The organism is Kocuria subflava (assembly GCF_012163155.1).
Classification (GTDB): domain Bacteria; phylum Actinomycetota; class Actinomycetes; order Actinomycetales; family Micrococcaceae; genus Kocuria; species Kocuria subflava.
The window spans coordinates 20360-37345 of record NZ_JAAVUN010000011.1; the positions used below are offsets into that span (position 1 = coordinate 20360).

General features: G+C 67.5%; 15 protein-coding genes and 2 pseudogenes. 9 read left to right on the forward strand and 8 right to left on the reverse strand.

The features are described from left to right. Nucleotides 1-48 precede the first annotated feature (48 nt). The 6 genes and pseudogenes from pheT to GTW58_RS06985 all read right to left on the reverse strand — a co-directional run bounded on the left by pheT (nt 49) and on the right by GTW58_RS06985 (nt 7161). Complete coding sequence (gene pheT, locus GTW58_RS06965) at nt 49-2625, reverse strand: phenylalanine--tRNA ligase subunit beta (RefSeq protein ID WP_119933529.1); 2577 nt, start codon at nt 2623-2625, stop codon at nt 49-51. Nucleotide 2626: 1 nt separating this feature from the next. Further along, nucleotides 2627-3748 carry a phenylalanine--tRNA ligase subunit alpha gene (gene pheS / locus GTW58_RS06970; protein ID WP_119933530.1) on the reverse strand — a complete coding sequence of 374 codons (1122 nt, stop codon included), beginning with the start codon at nt 3746-3748 and terminating at the stop codon, nt 2627-2629. Nucleotides 3749-3942: 194 nt separating this feature from the next. Next, nucleotides 3943-4353 (reverse strand): endonuclease domain-containing protein, encoded by a 411-nt coding sequence (locus GTW58_RS06975; RefSeq protein WP_157980548.1) that lies wholly within the window; start codon nt 4351-4353, stop codon nt 3943-3945. 221 nt (nt 4354-4574) lie between these two features. Then, nucleotides 4575-5333, reverse strand: a complete 759-nt coding sequence (locus tag GTW58_RS14315; protein WP_189587266.1) for an AAA family ATPase — start codon at nt 5331-5333, stop codon at nt 4575-4577. Between the two features lie 45 nt (nt 5334-5378). Continuing rightward, nucleotides 5379-6680, reverse strand: a pseudogene (locus tag GTW58_RS14320) (transposase); the annotation flags it as partial. Further along, nucleotides 6565-7161, reverse strand: coding sequence for a recombinase family protein (locus GTW58_RS06985; protein ID WP_064441666.1), 597 nt, complete (start codon nt 7159-7161; stop codon nt 6565-6567). The pseudogene GTW58_RS14320 and the gene GTW58_RS06985, both read right to left, overlap by 116 nt. Nucleotides 7162-7522: 361 nt before the next feature. Here GTW58_RS06985 and GTW58_RS06990 point away from each other — a divergent pair, with 361 nt between their 5' ends. From GTW58_RS06990 to GTW58_RS07025, 9 genes and pseudogenes are all read left to right on the forward strand, one after another. Further along, nucleotides 7523-8155: a recombinase family protein gene (locus tag GTW58_RS06990; RefSeq protein ID WP_016998066.1), complete on the forward strand. Its 633-nt coding sequence runs from the start codon at nt 7523-7525 to the stop codon at nt 8153-8155. Nucleotides 8156-8168: 13 nt separating this feature from the next. Continuing rightward, on the forward strand, nt 8169-9626 hold the full coding sequence (locus tag GTW58_RS06995; RefSeq protein ID WP_168023482.1) for a Mu transposase C-terminal domain-containing protein: 1458 nt from the start codon (nt 8169-8171) through the stop codon (nt 9624-9626). Next, a complete protein-coding gene (locus GTW58_RS07000) occupies nt 9613-10536 on the forward strand; it encodes an AAA family ATPase (protein WP_081994409.1) in 924 nt (307 codons plus the stop codon). The genes GTW58_RS06995 and GTW58_RS07000 overlap by 14 nt, the downstream gene beginning before the upstream one ends. A gap of 228 nt (nt 10537-10764) precedes the next feature. Beyond that, on the forward strand, nt 10765-12210 hold the full coding sequence (merA, locus tag GTW58_RS07005) for a mercury(II) reductase (protein WP_119933266.1): 1446 nt from the start codon (nt 10765-10767) through the stop codon (nt 12208-12210). A 117-nt stretch (nt 12211-12327) separates the two neighbouring features. Then, nucleotides 12328-12675: pseudogene (locus tag GTW58_RS14860) on the forward strand (FAD-dependent oxidoreductase); the annotation flags it as partial. Beyond that, a complete protein-coding gene (locus GTW58_RS14595) occupies nt 12671-13030 on the forward strand; it encodes a hypothetical protein (RefSeq protein WP_232818074.1) in 360 nt (119 codons plus the stop codon). The pseudogene GTW58_RS14860 and the gene GTW58_RS14595, both read left to right, overlap by 5 nt. Nucleotides 13031-13124: 94 nt before the next feature. Further along, nucleotides 13125-13514, forward strand: a complete 390-nt coding sequence (locus GTW58_RS07015) for a heavy metal-responsive transcriptional regulator (RefSeq protein ID WP_029603659.1) — start codon at nt 13125-13127, stop codon at nt 13512-13514. 181 nt (nt 13515-13695) lie between these two features. Continuing rightward, on the forward strand, nt 13696-14055 hold the full coding sequence (gene cmtR, locus GTW58_RS07020; protein WP_006590980.1) for a Cd(II)/Pb(II)-sensing metalloregulatory transcriptional regulator CmtR: 360 nt from the start codon (nt 13696-13698) through the stop codon (nt 14053-14055). Further along, on the forward strand, nt 14052-14645 hold the full coding sequence (locus GTW58_RS07025; protein ID WP_119933267.1) for a cadmium resistance transporter: 594 nt from the start codon (nt 14052-14054) through the stop codon (nt 14643-14645). Before cmtR ends, GTW58_RS07025 begins: the two co-directional genes overlap by 4 nt. 802 nt (nt 14646-15447) lie before the next feature. Here the strand turns inward: GTW58_RS07025 and GTW58_RS07030 are convergent. Next, nucleotides 15448-15936: a (deoxy)nucleoside triphosphate pyrophosphohydrolase gene (locus GTW58_RS07030; protein WP_231559555.1), complete on the reverse strand. Its 489-nt coding sequence runs from the start codon at nt 15934-15936 to the stop codon at nt 15448-15450. A gap of 80 nt (nt 15937-16016) precedes the next feature. Continuing rightward, complete coding sequence (locus GTW58_RS07035) at nt 16017-16982, reverse strand: TrmH family RNA methyltransferase (protein WP_119933268.1); 966 nt, start codon at nt 16980-16982, stop codon at nt 16017-16019. Between the last annotated feature and the right edge of the window lie 4 nt (nt 16983-16986).

A 16986-nucleotide genomic window follows, 5' to 3' on the forward strand; every position in this document is an offset into this window, starting at 1 on the left:
GGCCGTCATGCTGTCTCCCACGGTATCGCCCGCACCGGATGCGGTGAGTCAGCCGCGCAAAACGGCGCCGTGACGCTCAGCGGCCAAAGCCACCGCCGCTTCACGTGAGGCCGAAGCCTCATCAGCGGTCAAGGTGCGGTCCGGGGCACGGAAGCGCATGGCCAGAGCCACGGACTTCTGTCCTTCCGGAAGTCGATCACCCTGGTAGACGTCAAAAACGCGGACGTCTTCCAGGAGATCTCCGGCGCCTTCGCGCAATGTGGTGACCAGAACACCCGCCGGAAGATCCGCATCCACCAGCAGCGCCACGTCTTGAGTGGCAGCGGTGTGCACGGAAAGATCCTGCGCCTGGACGCCATCGGGCCGGGCTGCCAGCAGCGCATCCAGGTCCAGCTCCACGGCACACGTGCGCTCGGGCAGGTTGCCGGCAGCCACGATCTGCGGGTGCAGTTCACCGGCCCAGCCCACCAGCGCGCCGTCGGCCGTGGTGAACGTGGCCGTACGGCCCGGGTGGAAGCCCTGGTGCGAGCCATTGGCGATCTGCATCTCCACGCCCAAGGTGTCAGCCACCATGAAGGCGTAGTCAACGGCGTCCTGCCACCCCAGGGCTCGGGCACCCACGCCTGGTGCCGTGGGAGCTTCCTGACCAGCCAGAACCACACCCACGCGCCATGGTTGCTCGGGGATGCCGGCGTTGACATCGGCCAGGACGTCGTCGTCGAGCTTGAGGCCACCGGCCGGTACGTGACGGGATCCCACCTGGCTTGCCGGGAGGAACACCAGACCGGCCTGGAACAGTGCCAGGTCCCGGAAGCCACGCGAGTGGTTACGCCGCAGCGTTTCCAAAAGACCGGGCAGCAAGGAGACCCGCATCCAGCCCTTGACCTCGGAAATCGGGTTGAACAATTTGATGCTGGGAACGTGGGTGCCCGCCTGAGCTGCACCCCAGAGGTTGTTCTCTGCCTGGGACACGAACGGGTAGTCCAACACCTCGGTCAGACCGGCTGCAGCCAGCGTGTTCATCACACGACGACGCCCGATCTGCTGCCGCGTCAGTCCCCGCCCGGGAGGTGCCACGGGCAGGCGGGACGGAATCTTGTGGTAGCCGTCCAGCCGCGCAACTTCCTCTGCCAGGTCCTCCTGGGCCACCAGGTCTGAACGCCACGACGGCGGGGTGACCATCCATGCGGTCTGCCCTTCACCTGCGGTGGTGGACTCCAGGGAACAGCCGATCTGGATCAGGAGTTCCTCGATGCGTTCTGGCGAATACTCCACACCCACGCGCTGAGCCGGGTAGTCCGCCTCCAAGCGCACCGCCTGCGGCTCAGGCCGTTGACCCGCCACCACGTCTCCGGCGGCGTCCTGAGCTGAGCCACCGGCCAATTCCACCAGCAGTTCCACCGCGCGCTGGGCTGCGGCGGCCTGAATGGTGGGATCCACCCCGCGCTCAAAGCGCTTGGAGGCCTCAGACGGCAGTCGGTGCCGCCGTGCGGAACGAGCGATGGTGATGGGGTCAAAATGAGCGGCTTCCACCAGTACGTCAGCGGTCTGCGCGCTGACCTCGGTGGAGGCCCCGCCCATGACTCCGGCGATCCCAATAGGGCCGGAGGCATCCGTGATCAGCAGGTCCTCGGGATCCAGCGTGCGCTGCTTGTCATCCAGCGTGGTCAGGGTCTCCCCGGCCTGGGCGCGACGCACGGTGATCTTGTCCTGAAGTGTGGCCAGGTCATAGAAGTGCAGAGGCTGGCCGAACTCCAACATCACGTAGTTGGAGATGTCCACGGGCAAGCTCAAGGACCGAATGCCGGCCAGACGCAGGCGGGAAGCCATCCACGGCGGCGTGGGTGCCTCCGGGTTGATGCCCGTGACCACGCGGGTCACAAAACGATCGCATCCGGGCACCCCGTTGATGGGGTTCTGATCGGCCAGCTCGACCGGGAATCCGGCGTCGTCGTTGGCCTGCGGCGCGCGGTCTGCGGCATCCAGCACAAAGTCGTGGAAGGGCTGGTTCACGGCGTGACTGTATTCGCGGGCCACACCGCGGATGGAAAAGCCGTAACCGCGGTCCGGGGTCACGTTGATCTCAGCAGCTTCGTCGTAGAGGCCCAGCAGCTCCAGCGCGTCCGCGCCGATCTCCGGGTCCAGTCCGATGCGGGAGAGCACCAAGATGCCGTCGTGATCCTCACCGATCCCCAGTTCGCGCACAGAGGCGATCATGCCTGCGGAGGTGTGGCCGTAGGTCTTGCGCGGTGTGATGCGGAAATCACCGGGCAACACGGCACCGGGCAGGGTGACCACCACCTTGTCCCCGACCTCAAAATTGTGCGCACCACACACAATGCCCTGAACACCGGTCGGGTCGATCCCCTTCCCGGTCAAAGTCTGCTCCTGGCCCTCAGGAACCACGCGGACCTGGCACCAGTTCACGGTCTTGCCGTTGGAGTGCTCCTCCGGCTCACGGGAGAGCACCTGGCCCACGACCACGGGGCCCTGGATCTCATCCGTGGGGCGGTGGACTTCCTCTTCCTCGAAGCCCACGGTGACCATGGTGTCCAAAACCTGCTCAGCGGTGGCGTCCTCCGGGACGGGCGCGTACTCACGCAGCCATGACAAAGGAACTCGCATTTCAGACCTCCATCCCGAAGTGCTGGGTGAAGCGAACATCGCCTTCAACCATGTCGTGCATGTCAGGCACGTTATTGCGGAACATCAACGTTCGGTCAATTCCCATGCCGAACGCGAACCCTGAATAAACCTCCGGGTCCACACCGGCAGACCGCAGAACGTTGGGGTGGACCATGCCGCAGCCGCCCCACTCGATCCAGCGGGGACCGCCCTTGGCGTTCGGGTGCCACACGTCCATCTCCGCTGACGGTTCTGTGAAGGGGAAGAAGTTCGGCCGCAGGCGGATCTGTGCCTCCGTGCCCAGGATCTGCCGGGCAAAGTGCTCCAACGTGCCCTTGAGGTCCGCCATGGACAGACCCTTGTCCACGGCCAGACCCTCGATCTGGTGGAACACGGGGGTGTGCGTTGCATCCAGCTCATCGGTGCGGAACACACGGCCCGGTGCCACAACGTACAGGGGTAGGTCACGAGTCAGCAGGGAACGCATCTGCACCGGGGAAGTGTGGGTGCGCAGCACCAGGTGAGAGTCCAGGGGATCCACAAAGAAGGTGTCCACCAGCTGGCGGGCCGGGTGATCCGGCTTGAAGTTCAGGGAGTCAAAGTTGTACCACTCGGACTCGATCTCCGGACCCTCGGCCACCTCCCAGCCCATACCCACAAAGATGTCAGAGGCCCGCTCCATGAGCGTGCTGATGGGATGCCGCCCACCGATCCGGCGCCTGCGCCCGGCTGCCGTGACGTCCACGGCCTCCTCCACCAGGATGCGTTCGGCATGCTCAACCTCAAGAACCTCCTGGCGTACGGCAATGGCCTTGTTCACGCGACCCCGGGCCTGGCCCATGAGCTTGCCAGCCACGGCCTTCTGGTCCTTGGGCAACTTGCCGATCTTGCGGTTGCCCAGTGCCAGCGGAGACTTCTCACCGGTGTGCGCCAAACGCACGGTTTTGAGCTGGTCCAGATCCGCTGCTGCCTGGATCTCACCCAGCGCCGTCTCCACGGCAGCATTCACAGCAGCCTCATCCGTGGGCTCAACAGCCACATCCGTTGCTCCGTCCGCCACGGGGTCGACCTGCGGTGCGATCTGCTCCTCCCCCGGCGTTGTCTCAGGTGTGCGTTCGGACATGCGGCTTCCTGACCTCTGCTTTCGGTGACGTTCTCCCGCCAGGGGCGCATACGCCATGGTGGTGGGGGCGGCGCCCAGTCTAGCGAGCCCGCCGACGGGGTAGGTAACCGACCCCGGTTGTCTCTGCCGTGAGATCACCTCCTGTTGTTGAGATGACACCCCGTTGCTGGTGGTCTCAACAGTTGGCGGTGATCTCAGCGGCGGACGGCCAGTTCCCGGCGCACCATCGCCACCAGCGCGTAGGGATGGCGGGTGACCATGGCCCAGTCCACGCGGATAACCCGCCACCCCGCGTTGGTCAGCGCCTTTTCACGACGAGGTTCGGCCCGGATGACCCCTGACGGATCTCCGAACTGGCCGGAATACTTGACCTCTCCGTCGAACTCCAGGATCAGCTTTTCTCTCTCCCAGGCGAAGTCCACCCGGAAGCGCTCCCCACCCACTGTGACCTGAAACGGGGGTACAAAGCCGGTCAGGTGGTTTTCCACCAGCACCAAGCGGGTCAAGGTTTCGGCCACGGACTCGCTGCGTGGATCCGCAAGCTCAATGACCTGGCGCGCACGTGCAACTCCGCGCTTGGTGGTGGATCGACCGAGCTGCTCCACCAGAATCTCCCGGCTACCGTGGCCCTACATGAGGCGGAGGTACCCGTCGACCACCACCAGCCCCTCACGCAGAGGCAATTCGCGCGCACAGTCGGCTGCGGTTCGGGCCAGCGTGGTGAGCCGAAAACCGTCAAACTGAGTCACGTCGGAATGCTCAATGGGCCACACCTTGTGACTTCGTCTGCTGAATGGCGGGGTTCTTCGGTCGCTTCGTGGCGGGGTCAGGTGACACCGATGACCAGGGTGCTCTGTGCGGCTTCGATGACGTCGTTGGTGATGGTGTCGAGTTCGTTGATCTTCAGGACCCGCTGGATCTGGGGGAAGAGGCGTTCGAGGAGCCGGAAGTTGCCGCGGGTGATCCGTGCGATGGCTGCGATGGCTTGGGCGTCGGTGAAGTCGTCGGGGTCGAGGGTCTTGCCGAGGGATCGCCAGTGTCGCTCGAGGACGAACAGCAGTTCGTCTTGTCCCAGGGGCCGGTACTGGTGGGCGAAGCCGACTCGGCTGTAGAACTGGGGGTAGTGGCTGAACTGCTTCTCCAGGCCGGGCATGCCGATCAGGATCAGGGCGATGTCGTCGCGGTCGTAGCGATCGCGCAGCAGTTCCAGAGCGGCGGGACGCAGTCGTTCGGCCTCGTCGACGATGATCAGCTCCACGTAGTTCCTGCCGTCTCGCCATCCCCAGGCCTCGGGAGTGGCCGTGCCGGGAGGTACGAGGTGCTGCTCGATGCACATGTTGGTGCGGGTGATGGCTTGGGTCAGCTCGTCCTTCAGGGTCCGCGGGGTGGTCAGCACGCTGGGGGTGTAGAGCACGGTGCGGCTCCGGTTCAAGGCGGCGTAGATCTTGGCGTCGTTGTCGGAGCACGGCCCCCAGTAGGTCAGCAGGTCATGAGCCTTCTCGTAGTGTGCGTAGCGGCGCGCGGAGAGTGTCTTTCCTACGCCGGCTGATCCGAAGCACAAACCGATGGTGTGCCCGCGGCGCACGGCCTGGTCGTGGTGCTCCTGGTTGACGGCCTTGCAGAGGAACTCGTCGTGGTCGAAGACGCGGATCTCGGTGATGTCGCGGGGGTCGTAACGGATCACGACCGACTGTCCGACGTAGCCGGCCAGGGTCGGGGAGACGTAGCGCAGGCCCTGGAAGCGGATGCCATCGCGGCGCACGACGCGGGTCTTGGCCACGGTCAGCAACAGTCCGTCGAGAGCTTCCAGGCTCTCGGGCATGCGGGGCAGCCAGCCCTCGGCGATCCACGCGCTGCGCGGGGAGGTGCCGATCTCGCTGTGCGTGCGGTCGTTGTAGGTGGCCACGAACGCCTCCAGGGCGCTATAGAGGGCGGCCAGGGACAGTTTCGGTGTCGGCCAGGGGTGCCCTTCGGTGATGTGTCCGGGCAGGTCGGCCAGCAGCTCGGTGTTGACGGTGCCGAAGAACCGCTCGATCTTGCCCCGTCCCTGGGGTCGGGCGACGGTGGAATGGATCAGCCGGATGTGGAGGTCGACGGCGGTGCCGGCGAGCTGGTGGCTGATGAAGTCGCTGCCGTGATCGACGTAGAGCACGTCCGGTAGGCCGCACATCGGCCAGGCCGGGTCGGCCTTGTGCCAGATCGCTTGGCGCAGCGCCAGGGCGGTGTTCATCGCCGACGGTGCGCCCAGGAAGACTGTGTAGCCGCAGACCGCCCGGGAGCAGTCGTCGAGGATCGTTGTCAGCCATGGCCGTGCAGGCTTGCCGTCGGTGCCCACCACCAGGATGTCGAGCATGGTGTGATCGGATTGCCACATCGCGTTGGGCAGCTCTGCTTGCCGGCGTAGCACCAGCTCGTGCTTGTCGCGGTAGGACGCTGCGCCCTCCAGGGCGAGGGTGACCATGCCGGGATCCAGGGTCCGCACGATGTCCCACACCACCGAGTAGGAGGGGACCGGCCATCTCCGGGCGGCGCAGATGCCGGTGACTTTGCGGTGGATCGTGGCGATGGCCGGCCGCGGCTTGCTCAGTGCCAGGCCCTCGATCAGGTGGACGAGGTCGGGCGGAAGGCGGCGGGAGCCGGTGTCCGCTCGCGAGGCTGTCTCCAGTCCGGCGTAGCCGTCGGCGCGGTAGCGGGCGTGCGAGCGCTCCAGGGTCCGCAGCCCAACATCGGTCTCGCGAGCTAAGCGCGCGAGGGGCACCTGGTCCTCGACGTGGAGCCTGAGGATTCGCCACCGCGCTCGAGCGTCCACGACGCACCTACTGCAAGGCGTTCTCGCGCCCGCGCTCGGCGCGCTGAAGGGCGCGGTAGACCGTGGAGCGGCCCACGCTGAACAGCTCGGCCAGCTCGCCCACGGTGTGCTCGTCGGCGGCATGTAGCTGGACGAGGTGAGCTTCTTGCCGGGGGGTGAGTTTCGGTGACTTCCCGCGCAGCCGGCCCTTGGCCTTGGCAACCTTCATCCCCTCGCGGGTGCGGGCACGGATGAGGTCGGCTTCGAATTCGGCGACCATCGCCAGCACGTTGAACAACAGTTTCCCCATCGGGTCGGTCGGGTCGTACACCGATCCGGCGATGCTCAGCTTCACTTCCCGCGCCGCGAGGTCGTCGGCGATCTGGTGGGCATCACGGACCGAACGCGCCAGCCGATCGAGCTTGGTGACCACGAATGTATCGCCGTCCCGACACGCTGCCAGCGCCTGCTGCAGGCCCTCACGGTCGGCGTTGCGGCCCGTGAGCCCGTGATCGACGTAGATGCGCTTGGGATCGACGCCGAACGCCGCGAGTCCGTCACGCTGCGCGGTCAGGTCCTGCTCGTCGGTGGAGACTCGGGCATAGCCGACCTTCAAGGGGGACATGCTCCCCAGTGTGTCATATAGCCTCCCTTCACCGGACAGTTCACCGGACGGGTCTTACGGGACAGCCCGCCAGGCGTGCCGTCGTTCCTTGTGAACCGCATCGATAAGTGGCGGTGTTCTGACGGAGCTAAATGGCGGCATCGAGGTCTTGCGTCCCGATCGGAGTCGTCGGGCCGGCCGAGCTCGAGGTGATCGACGTGTTGATCGCTCTCGGGCGACTGTCCCACTTCCTTGGTAGTGGGACGGCCCGCGTGGGGATCCTTGCCCGATGTGCACGATCGGCGATTCCTGTACCAGAACTTGGACCAAAAGTGCTGAACCATTTAGGTCGTACGGAACCGACTTCCGGTACGCTGGGCGCATGGAATTGGGCTACGCGCGGGTCTCGACGGCCAAACAGGACCTCGACCGGCAGATCGATGCCCTCCGGCAGGTCGGGATCGCCGCCGAGCGGATCTATGTGGACAAGAAGTCCGGGGCCACCACGGAGCGTCCCGGGCTGACCGCGGCGCTGGCCTACGCCCGGGAGGGTGATGTGATCGTGGTGCACACCCTGGACCGGCTCGGGCGCACGGTGCGCGACACCTTGAACCTGATCCATGACCTCGCCGAGCGGGGGGTGGGGGTGCGCAACCTGGCGGACCCGATCAAGGTGGACTCCACCAATCCGAGTGATCCGATGGCGCAGTTGGCGGTGGTGCTGCTGGCGTTGTTCGGGCAGATGGAGCGCACCTACACCCTCGAGCGGGCTGCTCATGCCCGGTCGGTGGCCGCGGCGAAGGGCCGGCGGATCGGGCGGCCTACGGTGGTGGATCCGGACAAGCTGGCCTACGCGGCGCATCTGCGCGAGAGCGGGCACACGATGGCGGAGATCGTGGCCAAGACCGGGATCACGCGCACCAGTCTCTACCGTCACCTCCCGCCGCGGTCCCCGGAGCCGGTGACGGCCGGACCGGTCACCGCCGCCGAGCCCGAGCCCGGTCCGGCGGACTGACCCAGGTGGGGTGATGGTGGTGGTGCAGCTGGGTCCGCAGGAGAGAGCGGCATTGTTGCGCCAGCACCTCGACGAGGGGGTGCCGCTGACCCGGCTCGCCGCCCACGCCCAGGTCTCGGTCCGCACCCTGCAGCGCTGGGCCGCCGAATACCGGGCGGACTCCTCCGCGGCCGGCTTGCAGCGCAAGGCCCGCAGCGACCGCGGCCAACGCCGGCTGCCTGCGGAGCTGATCGCGGTGATCGAGGCCCTGGCGCTGCGCCGCCCGGCGCCGACGACCAGGTTCATCCACCGCCGGGTGTGCGATCTGGCCCCGGAGCGCGGCTGGGCACCCCCGAGCTACTCGAGCGTGCGCAGCGTGATCGCCGCGATCGACCCCGGGCTGCGCACCCTGGCCCTGGAGGGAGACACCGCCTACCGGGACCGATACGAGCTGGTGCACCGCCGGTCGGCGGTGAGGCCCAATGAGCAGTGGCAGGCCGACCACACCCTGCTCGACGTGGCGATCCTCGACAACCGGGGGCGCCCGGTGCGGCCGTGGCTGAGCGTGATCCTCGACGACTACTCCCGCGCGGTCGCCGGCTACACCGTCTTCACCGGCGCCCCGAATGCCGAGCAGACCGCCCTGGCCCTGCACCAGGCCGTGCGAGCCAAGCCCGACCCGCGGTGGCCGGTCCAGGGGTTGCCCGAGGTGCTCTACAGCGACCACGGGGCCGACTTCACCAGCACCCGGCTGGACCGGGTCTGCCTGGACACCCACATCCGGCTCATCCACTCCCGCGTCGGGGTCCCGCAGGGGAGGGGCAAGATCGAACGCTTCTACGGCACGATCACCACCGAGGTGCTCCCGCACCTGCCCGGGCACATCCCGCACGGCACCGGCGGCACCCCCACCTCACCACCTGCCCTGAGCCTGGAGCAGCTCGAGGCAGTGGTCCAGCGCTACCTGATCGAGGACTACCACGCCCGGGTGCACTCCGAGACCGGACAGGCCCCCGCCGCCCGCTGGATCGGGGCCGGGTGGATCCCGCGCACCCCGGCCCGGGGCGAGGATCTCGACCTGCTGCTGCTCACCGCTGCGACCACCCGCATCGTCCAGCGCGACGGCATCCGCTTTCAAGGCACCCGCTACATCTGCCCGGTGCTGGCCGCCTACGTCAGTGAGACCGTGACCATCCGCTACGACCCCCGCGACGCCGGCGAGGTGCGCGTCTACCACCAGGACACCTACCTGTGCCGGGCGATCGCCCCCGAACTGGCCGCTGAGACCATCACCCTCCAACAGCTGCAGCAGGCCCGGGGCGCCCGACGCGCCGCGCTCAAGCAGCAGCTGCGCGCCCGGCGCAGCCTCGCCGACGCCCTGCCCGCCGACGACCGCTGGGCACCACCACCCGCCCCGGCGCCGGGCCCGACGGCAGACCCGCCGGCGGAGCCGGCGCCCCGACACCGGTTGCGGACCTATGCCACCGACTGAGCCCGACTCCTCCCGGAGCCTGCTGGGCAAGGACGACGACGGCCGGCGCTTCCTCTCCGGCACGTTCGGGGAAATCGCAGCCTTGGGCCCACCCCCGGACCCCGCATCACCCCTGCTCCTTCCCACCCGGGAGCACCGCCGTTTCACCGAGTTCGCCGACACCGTCCGCGCCCACCGCTACATCGGCCTGTGCTGGGGCCCACCCGGGGTCGGCAAGACCCTCTCGGCCCGCCACTACGCCGGGGCCCCGCAATGGGAGCAGTGGCAAAGAGACCTGGGCGAGGACCGCGAGCCCGGCCCCATCCCTGAGCAGGTCCTGCAGGCCCGCACCGCGCTGTGGACCCCGACCGTCACCGCCAGCCCCCGACAGGTCGACCAAGCCCTCCCGCGGGCCTGCCAACAGATCTCCTACGCCATCGACTACCACCACCACGGCCGCGTCGACCCGTTCGTGCACCCCGACTCGCGTTCCTCCGGGCTCACCGAGCTGCTCATCATCGACGAGGCCGACCGGCTCAAGACCACCGGCCTGGAACAGGTCCGCGACTACTACGACCGCCACACCCTCGGGGTGATCCTCATCGGAATGCCCGGCATCGACAAACGCCTGGCCCGTTACCCCCAGCTCTACAGCCGTGTGGGCTTCGCCCACGAATACCGCCCCCTCACCCCCGAAGAGCTCACCGCCGTCCTGAACCGCCGCTGGCACACCGACGGACTCGCCGGCGAGGACGACGAGTTCACCCAGGCGGTCGCGATCGCCACCATCGCCCGGATCACCGGCGGCAACTTCCGTCTCGTCGACCGCCTCCTCACCCAGATCCAACGCATCCTCACGATCAACCAGTTGGCCACCGTCACCCCCGAAGTGGTCGAAGCCGCCCGCGAGTCACTCCTGATCGGTCACTGAGCACACGGGCCGGCCACCAGCTCCTGAGATCCACCGGCCAGGCAATCGCCTCTGGCAGCGACTCCTCGAAAGGGCCCCCGGGTCTGGGGCACATACGGTCGTGCACATGACATTGCCGCGGTGACGTCTTGACCTTCCTCTTCAGGGGAAGGTGCAGGCTGGGCACAGCACAGCACCGCACACAGACGGCCCGTCGGGGCCTTCATCACGGACTTACGGAGGCCGGTCATGCCTGAGACGGGAACGCACGAAGTGGACCTGGCGATCATCGGTTCCGGCGGTGGTGCGTTCGCCGCCGCGATCCGGGCCACCAATCTCGGCAAATCAGTGGTGATGATCGAGCGTGCCACGGTCGGGGGCACCTGCGTGAACACCGGGTGCGTGCCGTCGAAGGTGCTGCTGGCCGCCGCCGAGGCCCGCCACGTGGCGCTGGACGCCACAGGACGGTTCCCCGGTCTGAGCACGTCGGCCGCCGGGGTGGACATGCCCGGGCTAATCGTCGGCAAGGACGCGCTGGTGGAGGGAATGCGCTCGGACAAGTACCTGGATCTGATCGCCGACTACGGCTGGGAACTGGCCACCGGCGAAGCGGTGTTCACCGGCACCGCCGAGGATCCGGCGCTGGAGGTCACCGGAGCCGACGGTTCCTGCCGCCGGGTGCGGGCGGCCCACTATCTGGTGGCCACCGGCTCCACCCCGATCGTCCCGGAGATCGAGGGTCTGGATCAGGTGGAGTATCTGACGTCGACCACGGCCATGGAGTTGGACGAGGTGCCGGAATCGCTGCTGATCATCGGTGGCGGGTACGTGGGCCTGGAGCAGGCTCAACTCTTCGCCCGCCTGGGCTCGATGGTCACCATGGTCGTGCGGTCCCGGCTGGCCTCCCATGAGGAACCCGAGGTCTCCCGGACCCTGAGGGGCGTGTTCGCCGAGGAGGGCATCCGGGTGATCCCCCGGGCCACCGTCTCCTCCGTGACGCCCGACCGGGACACCGGGGAGGTGGTGGCCACCGTCACGGGCCCGGGCGGGCAGGACACCCTGCGGGCGGGCCGGCTCATGGTCGCGGTCGGGCGCCGTCCGGTCACCGAGAACCTGGGCCTCGGCTCGGTCGGGGTGGACACCGGGGCGCGCGGGGAGATCCTCGTCGACGCCCGGATGGCGACCTCGAATCCGAAGGTGTGGGCGGCCGGGGATGTGACCGGGCACCCCCAGTACGTCTACGTGGCCTCGGCCCACGGGGTCACCGCGGTGGAGAACGCCTTCCACCACACCGGCCAGCAGATCGACTACACCCACCTGCCGCGGGTCACTTTCACCTCCCCGGCCATCGCGGCGGTGGGCATGACCGACCAGCAGGCCCGGGAAGCCGGCCTCCGGTGTGAATGCCGGGTGCTGCCCCTGGAGTACGTGCCCAGGACGCTGGTCAACCGTGACACCCGCGGGTTCGTGAAGATCGTCGCCGAGGCCGAGACTGGGCGGATCGTGGGTATCACCGCGGTGGCCAAGGACGCCGGGGAGCTTGCCGCGGCCGGGGTCTACATCTTGTCCGCGGGCATGACGGTGGATCAGGTCTCCACCCTGTGGTGCCCGTACCTGACGATGGCCGAAGGCCTCAAGATCGCCGCCCAGTCCTTCCGCACCGACGTCTCCAAACTCTCCTGCTGCGCCGCGTGAGGATCGGTCGGCCTCGAGCATCGAGCACAGCCGGGAGCTGACGACTCAGCAGGCACTGTAACGGAAGGGGAAGTCATGGCCCAGAGGTTGATCGTCATCGGTGGGGACGCCGCGGGGATGAGCGCGGCCTCCGCCGCCCGCCGCCAGCTGCCCCAGGACCAGTTGGAGATCGTGGCCTTCGAGCGGGGCCACTACACCTCGTATTCGGCCTGCGGGATCCCGTACTTCATCGGCAAGGACGTCGCCGACACCACGGAGCTGATCGCCCGTACCCCGCAACAGTTCCGCGACCACCACGCCATCGACGCCCGCACCGGTCACGAGGTCCTGGAGATCGACCTGCACCGCCGCGCCGTGCTCGTGCGCGACCTGACCGCCGGCCGGGAGGCCTGGGAGGGTTTCGATCAGCTCATGGTCGCCACCGGGGCCACCCCGGCCCGCCCGCCACTGCCCGGGATCGATGCGGCCGGTATCCACGGGGTGCAGACCCTCGACGACGGCCTGGCCCTGCGGGCGGTGCTGGAGCGGGACCGGCCGGGCCGGCTACTACCCCGGGGCCAAACCCATCCGCACCAAACTCATCGCCGAACGCGGCACCGGACGGCTGCTCGGCGCCCAGATCGTCGGGGAAGAAGGCGCGGCCAAGCGCATCGACGTGCTCTCCGTGGCGCTGTGGCACGAGACCCCGGTGGAAGAGCTGCTCAACATCGACCTCTCCTACGCCCCGCCGTTCTCCCCGGTGTGGGACCCGGTGCTCATCGCCGCGCGCAAGACCTGGCAGGCCGTCGAGACCGACCGCGCCCGCACCGAACCCGGATGACCACCGGCCCCTCCAGGGGCAGGCAGTGCCCTGCCCCCGGAGCCTTCCTCTACCGTGGAAGGCCACAGACCAGTCCAGGATCGAGGTGCGCACCGTGCGGATCGGTGAAGCGGCCGCAGCCGCCGGCATGACCACCAAAGCCCTACGGTTCTACGAACAGCACGGGCTGCTGCCCCCGGTGCACCGCGGCCCCAACGGGTACCGCGACTACCCACCCGAGGCCCTCGCCCGCCTGCAGTTCATCCGCCGAAGCAAGGCCGCCGGACTCAGCCTGGCCGAGATCCGGAACATCCTGCAGATCCGCGACGCCGGGCAGGCCCCCTGCGCCCACGTAGCCGCACAGCTCGCCCAGCAACTCACCGACCTCGACCAGCACATCGCTGAGCTCACCGCCCTGCGGGCCTCCGCGGCCGAGCACTACCAGGCCGCCTCCCAAGGCGACCCCACCCAGTGCGATCCCGCCCAAATCTGCAGCTACCTCTGAGCCCACAGCCGCACCACGGCCGCCAAATACCTCTGTCAGAACACCGCCATTCACCGTCGACAGTCACAGTCGTTCCTCTCGATAAGTAGCGGTGGTGTCCGGTGAGGGTTCCCCTTACGGGCATGCGATCTGGGCTGACGCCTGTGACCGAGTGTTCAGTGCGCGCTGTATAGTTCAGTTCATGCTGACTATTGCTTCGCGTCTCGACGTGATGAACCGCCTGGGTCGTGCACTGGCCGACCCCACTCGATCCCGGATCATCTTGACCCTGCTCGACCATCCCGCTTACCCGGCGGAACTGGCCCGAGATCTGGACCTGACACGCCCGAACGTGTCCAACCACCTGGCATGCCTGCGCGATTGCGGGATCGTCGTCTCCGAGCCCGAGGGTCGTCGGACACGATATGAGATCGCCGATTCGCACCTGGCGCAGGCGCTGACGGCACTGGTCGATGCCACCCTGGCAGTGGACGAAGACGCCCCGTGCATCGATCCCGCCTGCTCGCTTCCCGGATGCGACGCAGCTGGGGAGGGCGCATGATCCTCACCTCGGTCTTGCAGGCGATGGGCCTGTTCGCAGCGACCAACATCGACGACATCATCGTGCTCTCCCTCTTCTTCGCGCGAGGGGCAGGCCAGCGCGGCACTACCGCCCGCATTCTGGCCGGCCAGTACCTCGGATTCGCCGGCATCCTCGGTGCCGCGGTCCTGGTGACCATCGGTGCCGGAACATTCCTGCCCTCGGCAGCCATCCCGTACTTCGGTCTCATCCCTCTGGGCCTCGGCCTCTGGGCCGCATGGCAGGCCTGGCGCGGAGACGATGACGACGAGGCCAAGGTTGCCGACAAGAAGGTCGGCGTGTGGACAGTCGCAGGCGTCACCCTTGCCAACGGCGGCGACAACATCGGCGTCTACACCCCTGTCTTCCTCAGCGTGGAACCTCTCGCAGTAGTCGCCTACTGCATCGTCTTCCTCGCGCTCGTCGCGGTCCTGGTGGCCCTGGCAAAGTTCGTCGCCACCCGCCCCCCGATCGCCGAAGTGCTCGAACGCTGGGAGCACATCCTCTTCCCCATCGTTCTCATCGGCCTCGGCATCGCGATCCTCGTCAGCGGCGGAGCCTTCGGACTCTGACGTAGCGGCAGCGATCCAAACGGCCCCGACCGGGCGCACCCATCTCGGTTCAGACCGCGACACCTACCTGCAGCCAGTCCTGCGTGATCGCGGCAACAAGACCGCCACGGAGCGCTGCAAAAACCCCGCCACCAAGCGAACGAAGCCACAGCCACACCTTGCCAACCACGGGCCGCGCGGTTCGCCTTCTTCCTCCCCCGTTACCGGAGGTCACTTGCGGCTTGGGCGGAACCTTCAGGACGGGAAGTCGCCACAGCAACGCCGCGGAGGCCAGGCAGAAGACGGGAGGTTGGGGCGAGGTCTTGTCCACTGCATAGTGCCTGGCCAAGGACCTTGCCCACGGTGGCAACGATTCCCACAGTGCAACGCTCACCCAGGCGCCACGTGAGACCCGTAGCAGGCCCGTGGCTTCATCCACACCGTCAGCATTGGCACGCGGTGCTCGGCCCCATCGGCTGCGCACTTGAGCAGTGGTCAAAATGGAGTCCGGGGTCAGGTGGCGTGTACCGGTTGAACTTACGGTGGGTGCCTGCGGGACGGGATACGTAGTGGCCATATGGAGAGCGTCCCCACTCTTGAACGCCAGCCGTCAGCTGAATTCTCCGAATGTGGACAACCCCCAGGGCCTCACGGTGTCCACAGTGCAACGGTGCCTGCCTTAGCCAGGGTGCGCCGGCGTCGTCGTTACACCCCGCCCCACCCCGCCCCGGGAGATCACCACCAAGTGATGAGATGACACCCCGTTGCCGGTGATCTCAGCAATTAGCGGTGATGTCACGGCCGGTAGTGCGGAGGACGCGCCTCAGCGGTACAGCGCCAACAGCGCTTCCACGATCGGGCGGTCCGCCGGGATCCATTCGAGGTCCCGGGCGGCCTGTCCGGCGTCTTCCATGGGGATCCAGCGCAACTCAAGGTGGTCGGCGCCGTCGTACTGGTGGCCAAGCATCAGCTCACCGTCCACCACGGTGGCGGTCCAAACCCGCATGGCTGCGGAATCCTTCAACGGCCAGCCTTGCGGGTGTGGCCCCGGGATCTCCTGGTGAAGTCGAAGGTCAACGTCGAGTTCCTCGGCGCACTCGCGGATCAGGGCGTCCTGGCAGGTGGCGTCTTCCGGGTCGGCCTTCCCGCCCGGGAACTCCCACATGCCGCGCAGGGTCTCCGGGTAGGCGCGCTGAGCGGCCAGGAAACGGGCGGGGTTCTCAGGGTCGTCCAGGACGGCGGCCCCCACAACTTGGGTACGGAACACGTGGTCCTGCGGATAAGACTCGGGACTGTCACTTTCGGCGGTCACCGGATCAGCGTAACCCGCCTGTGAATCTGTTTCACATTGTGCAGCTTCACGCACCGAACGACGACGGCGCCCGCCCACCCTCAGCGCCGTTGCGCTCTGGCGGAGGCGTAGAGGCACAGGGTTGCAGCTGTGCCCACGTTGAGGGACTCGGCGCGACCGTACAACGGGACCGCCACGCGGTGCGCTGCTGCCTGCTTCTCCGTGTCTGAGAGGCCCTGTGCCTCATTTCCGAACAACCACACGGTGGGTGTTGCCAGGTCACAGGCAACCGATGCGCCGGTCAATGGGGCATCCTGGAGCTCATCCAGGTTCAGCGCGGCATATCCGTCGGCGGCCAACATTTGCGCTCCCACGGCTCCAGCCGCGCGCACCAGATCGGTGAACTCCACCTGGGTGAGGACCGGCAGGTGAAACAGGGAACCTGCAGTGGAGCGCACGGTCTTGGGGTTGTGCAGATCCACGGAGCCACTGGTCAGGATCACGGCATCGGCACCGGCGGCATCAGCGGCGCGGATGATGGTTCCGGCGTTGCCCGGGTCCTGAACGCGGCACAGGGCTGCAGTCAGTCGTGCCGGCCCCTGGGTGTTGGTCTCACCCGCAGGCCCCAGTACGTCGGCCACAGACACCGTGGGAATCCGACACACCGCCACGGCCCCCTGCGGGGTCTGGGCGTCGGAGATGACCTTCAGGACCTCGTCAGTCACCAGGCGGATGAACACTCTGTGCGGCCCCGCGCCGTCCGCCACGGCCTCAACCAACTGGGCGATGTCCGGGTGACGATCCAGGCAGGATTCCGTCACGTAGAGCGCATCCAGGACAGGCAACAGGGCTGAGGATGCCCCACGGGGCGTCGTCGTCGCGGGGACCTGGAAAGATCCCAAGGCAACTTGCGTGGACAAGGCCTCCCGCACGTTCTGCGGCCCCTCCGCCAGGAACAAACCCTGTTTGCAACGCGCAGAACGCCTCGCCAAACCCGCAACTGCCCTGACCCGATCGGCTCGGGGGTTGGACAGCAAGGATTCGGCGAGGCGTTCCGAAATGCTCACGTCA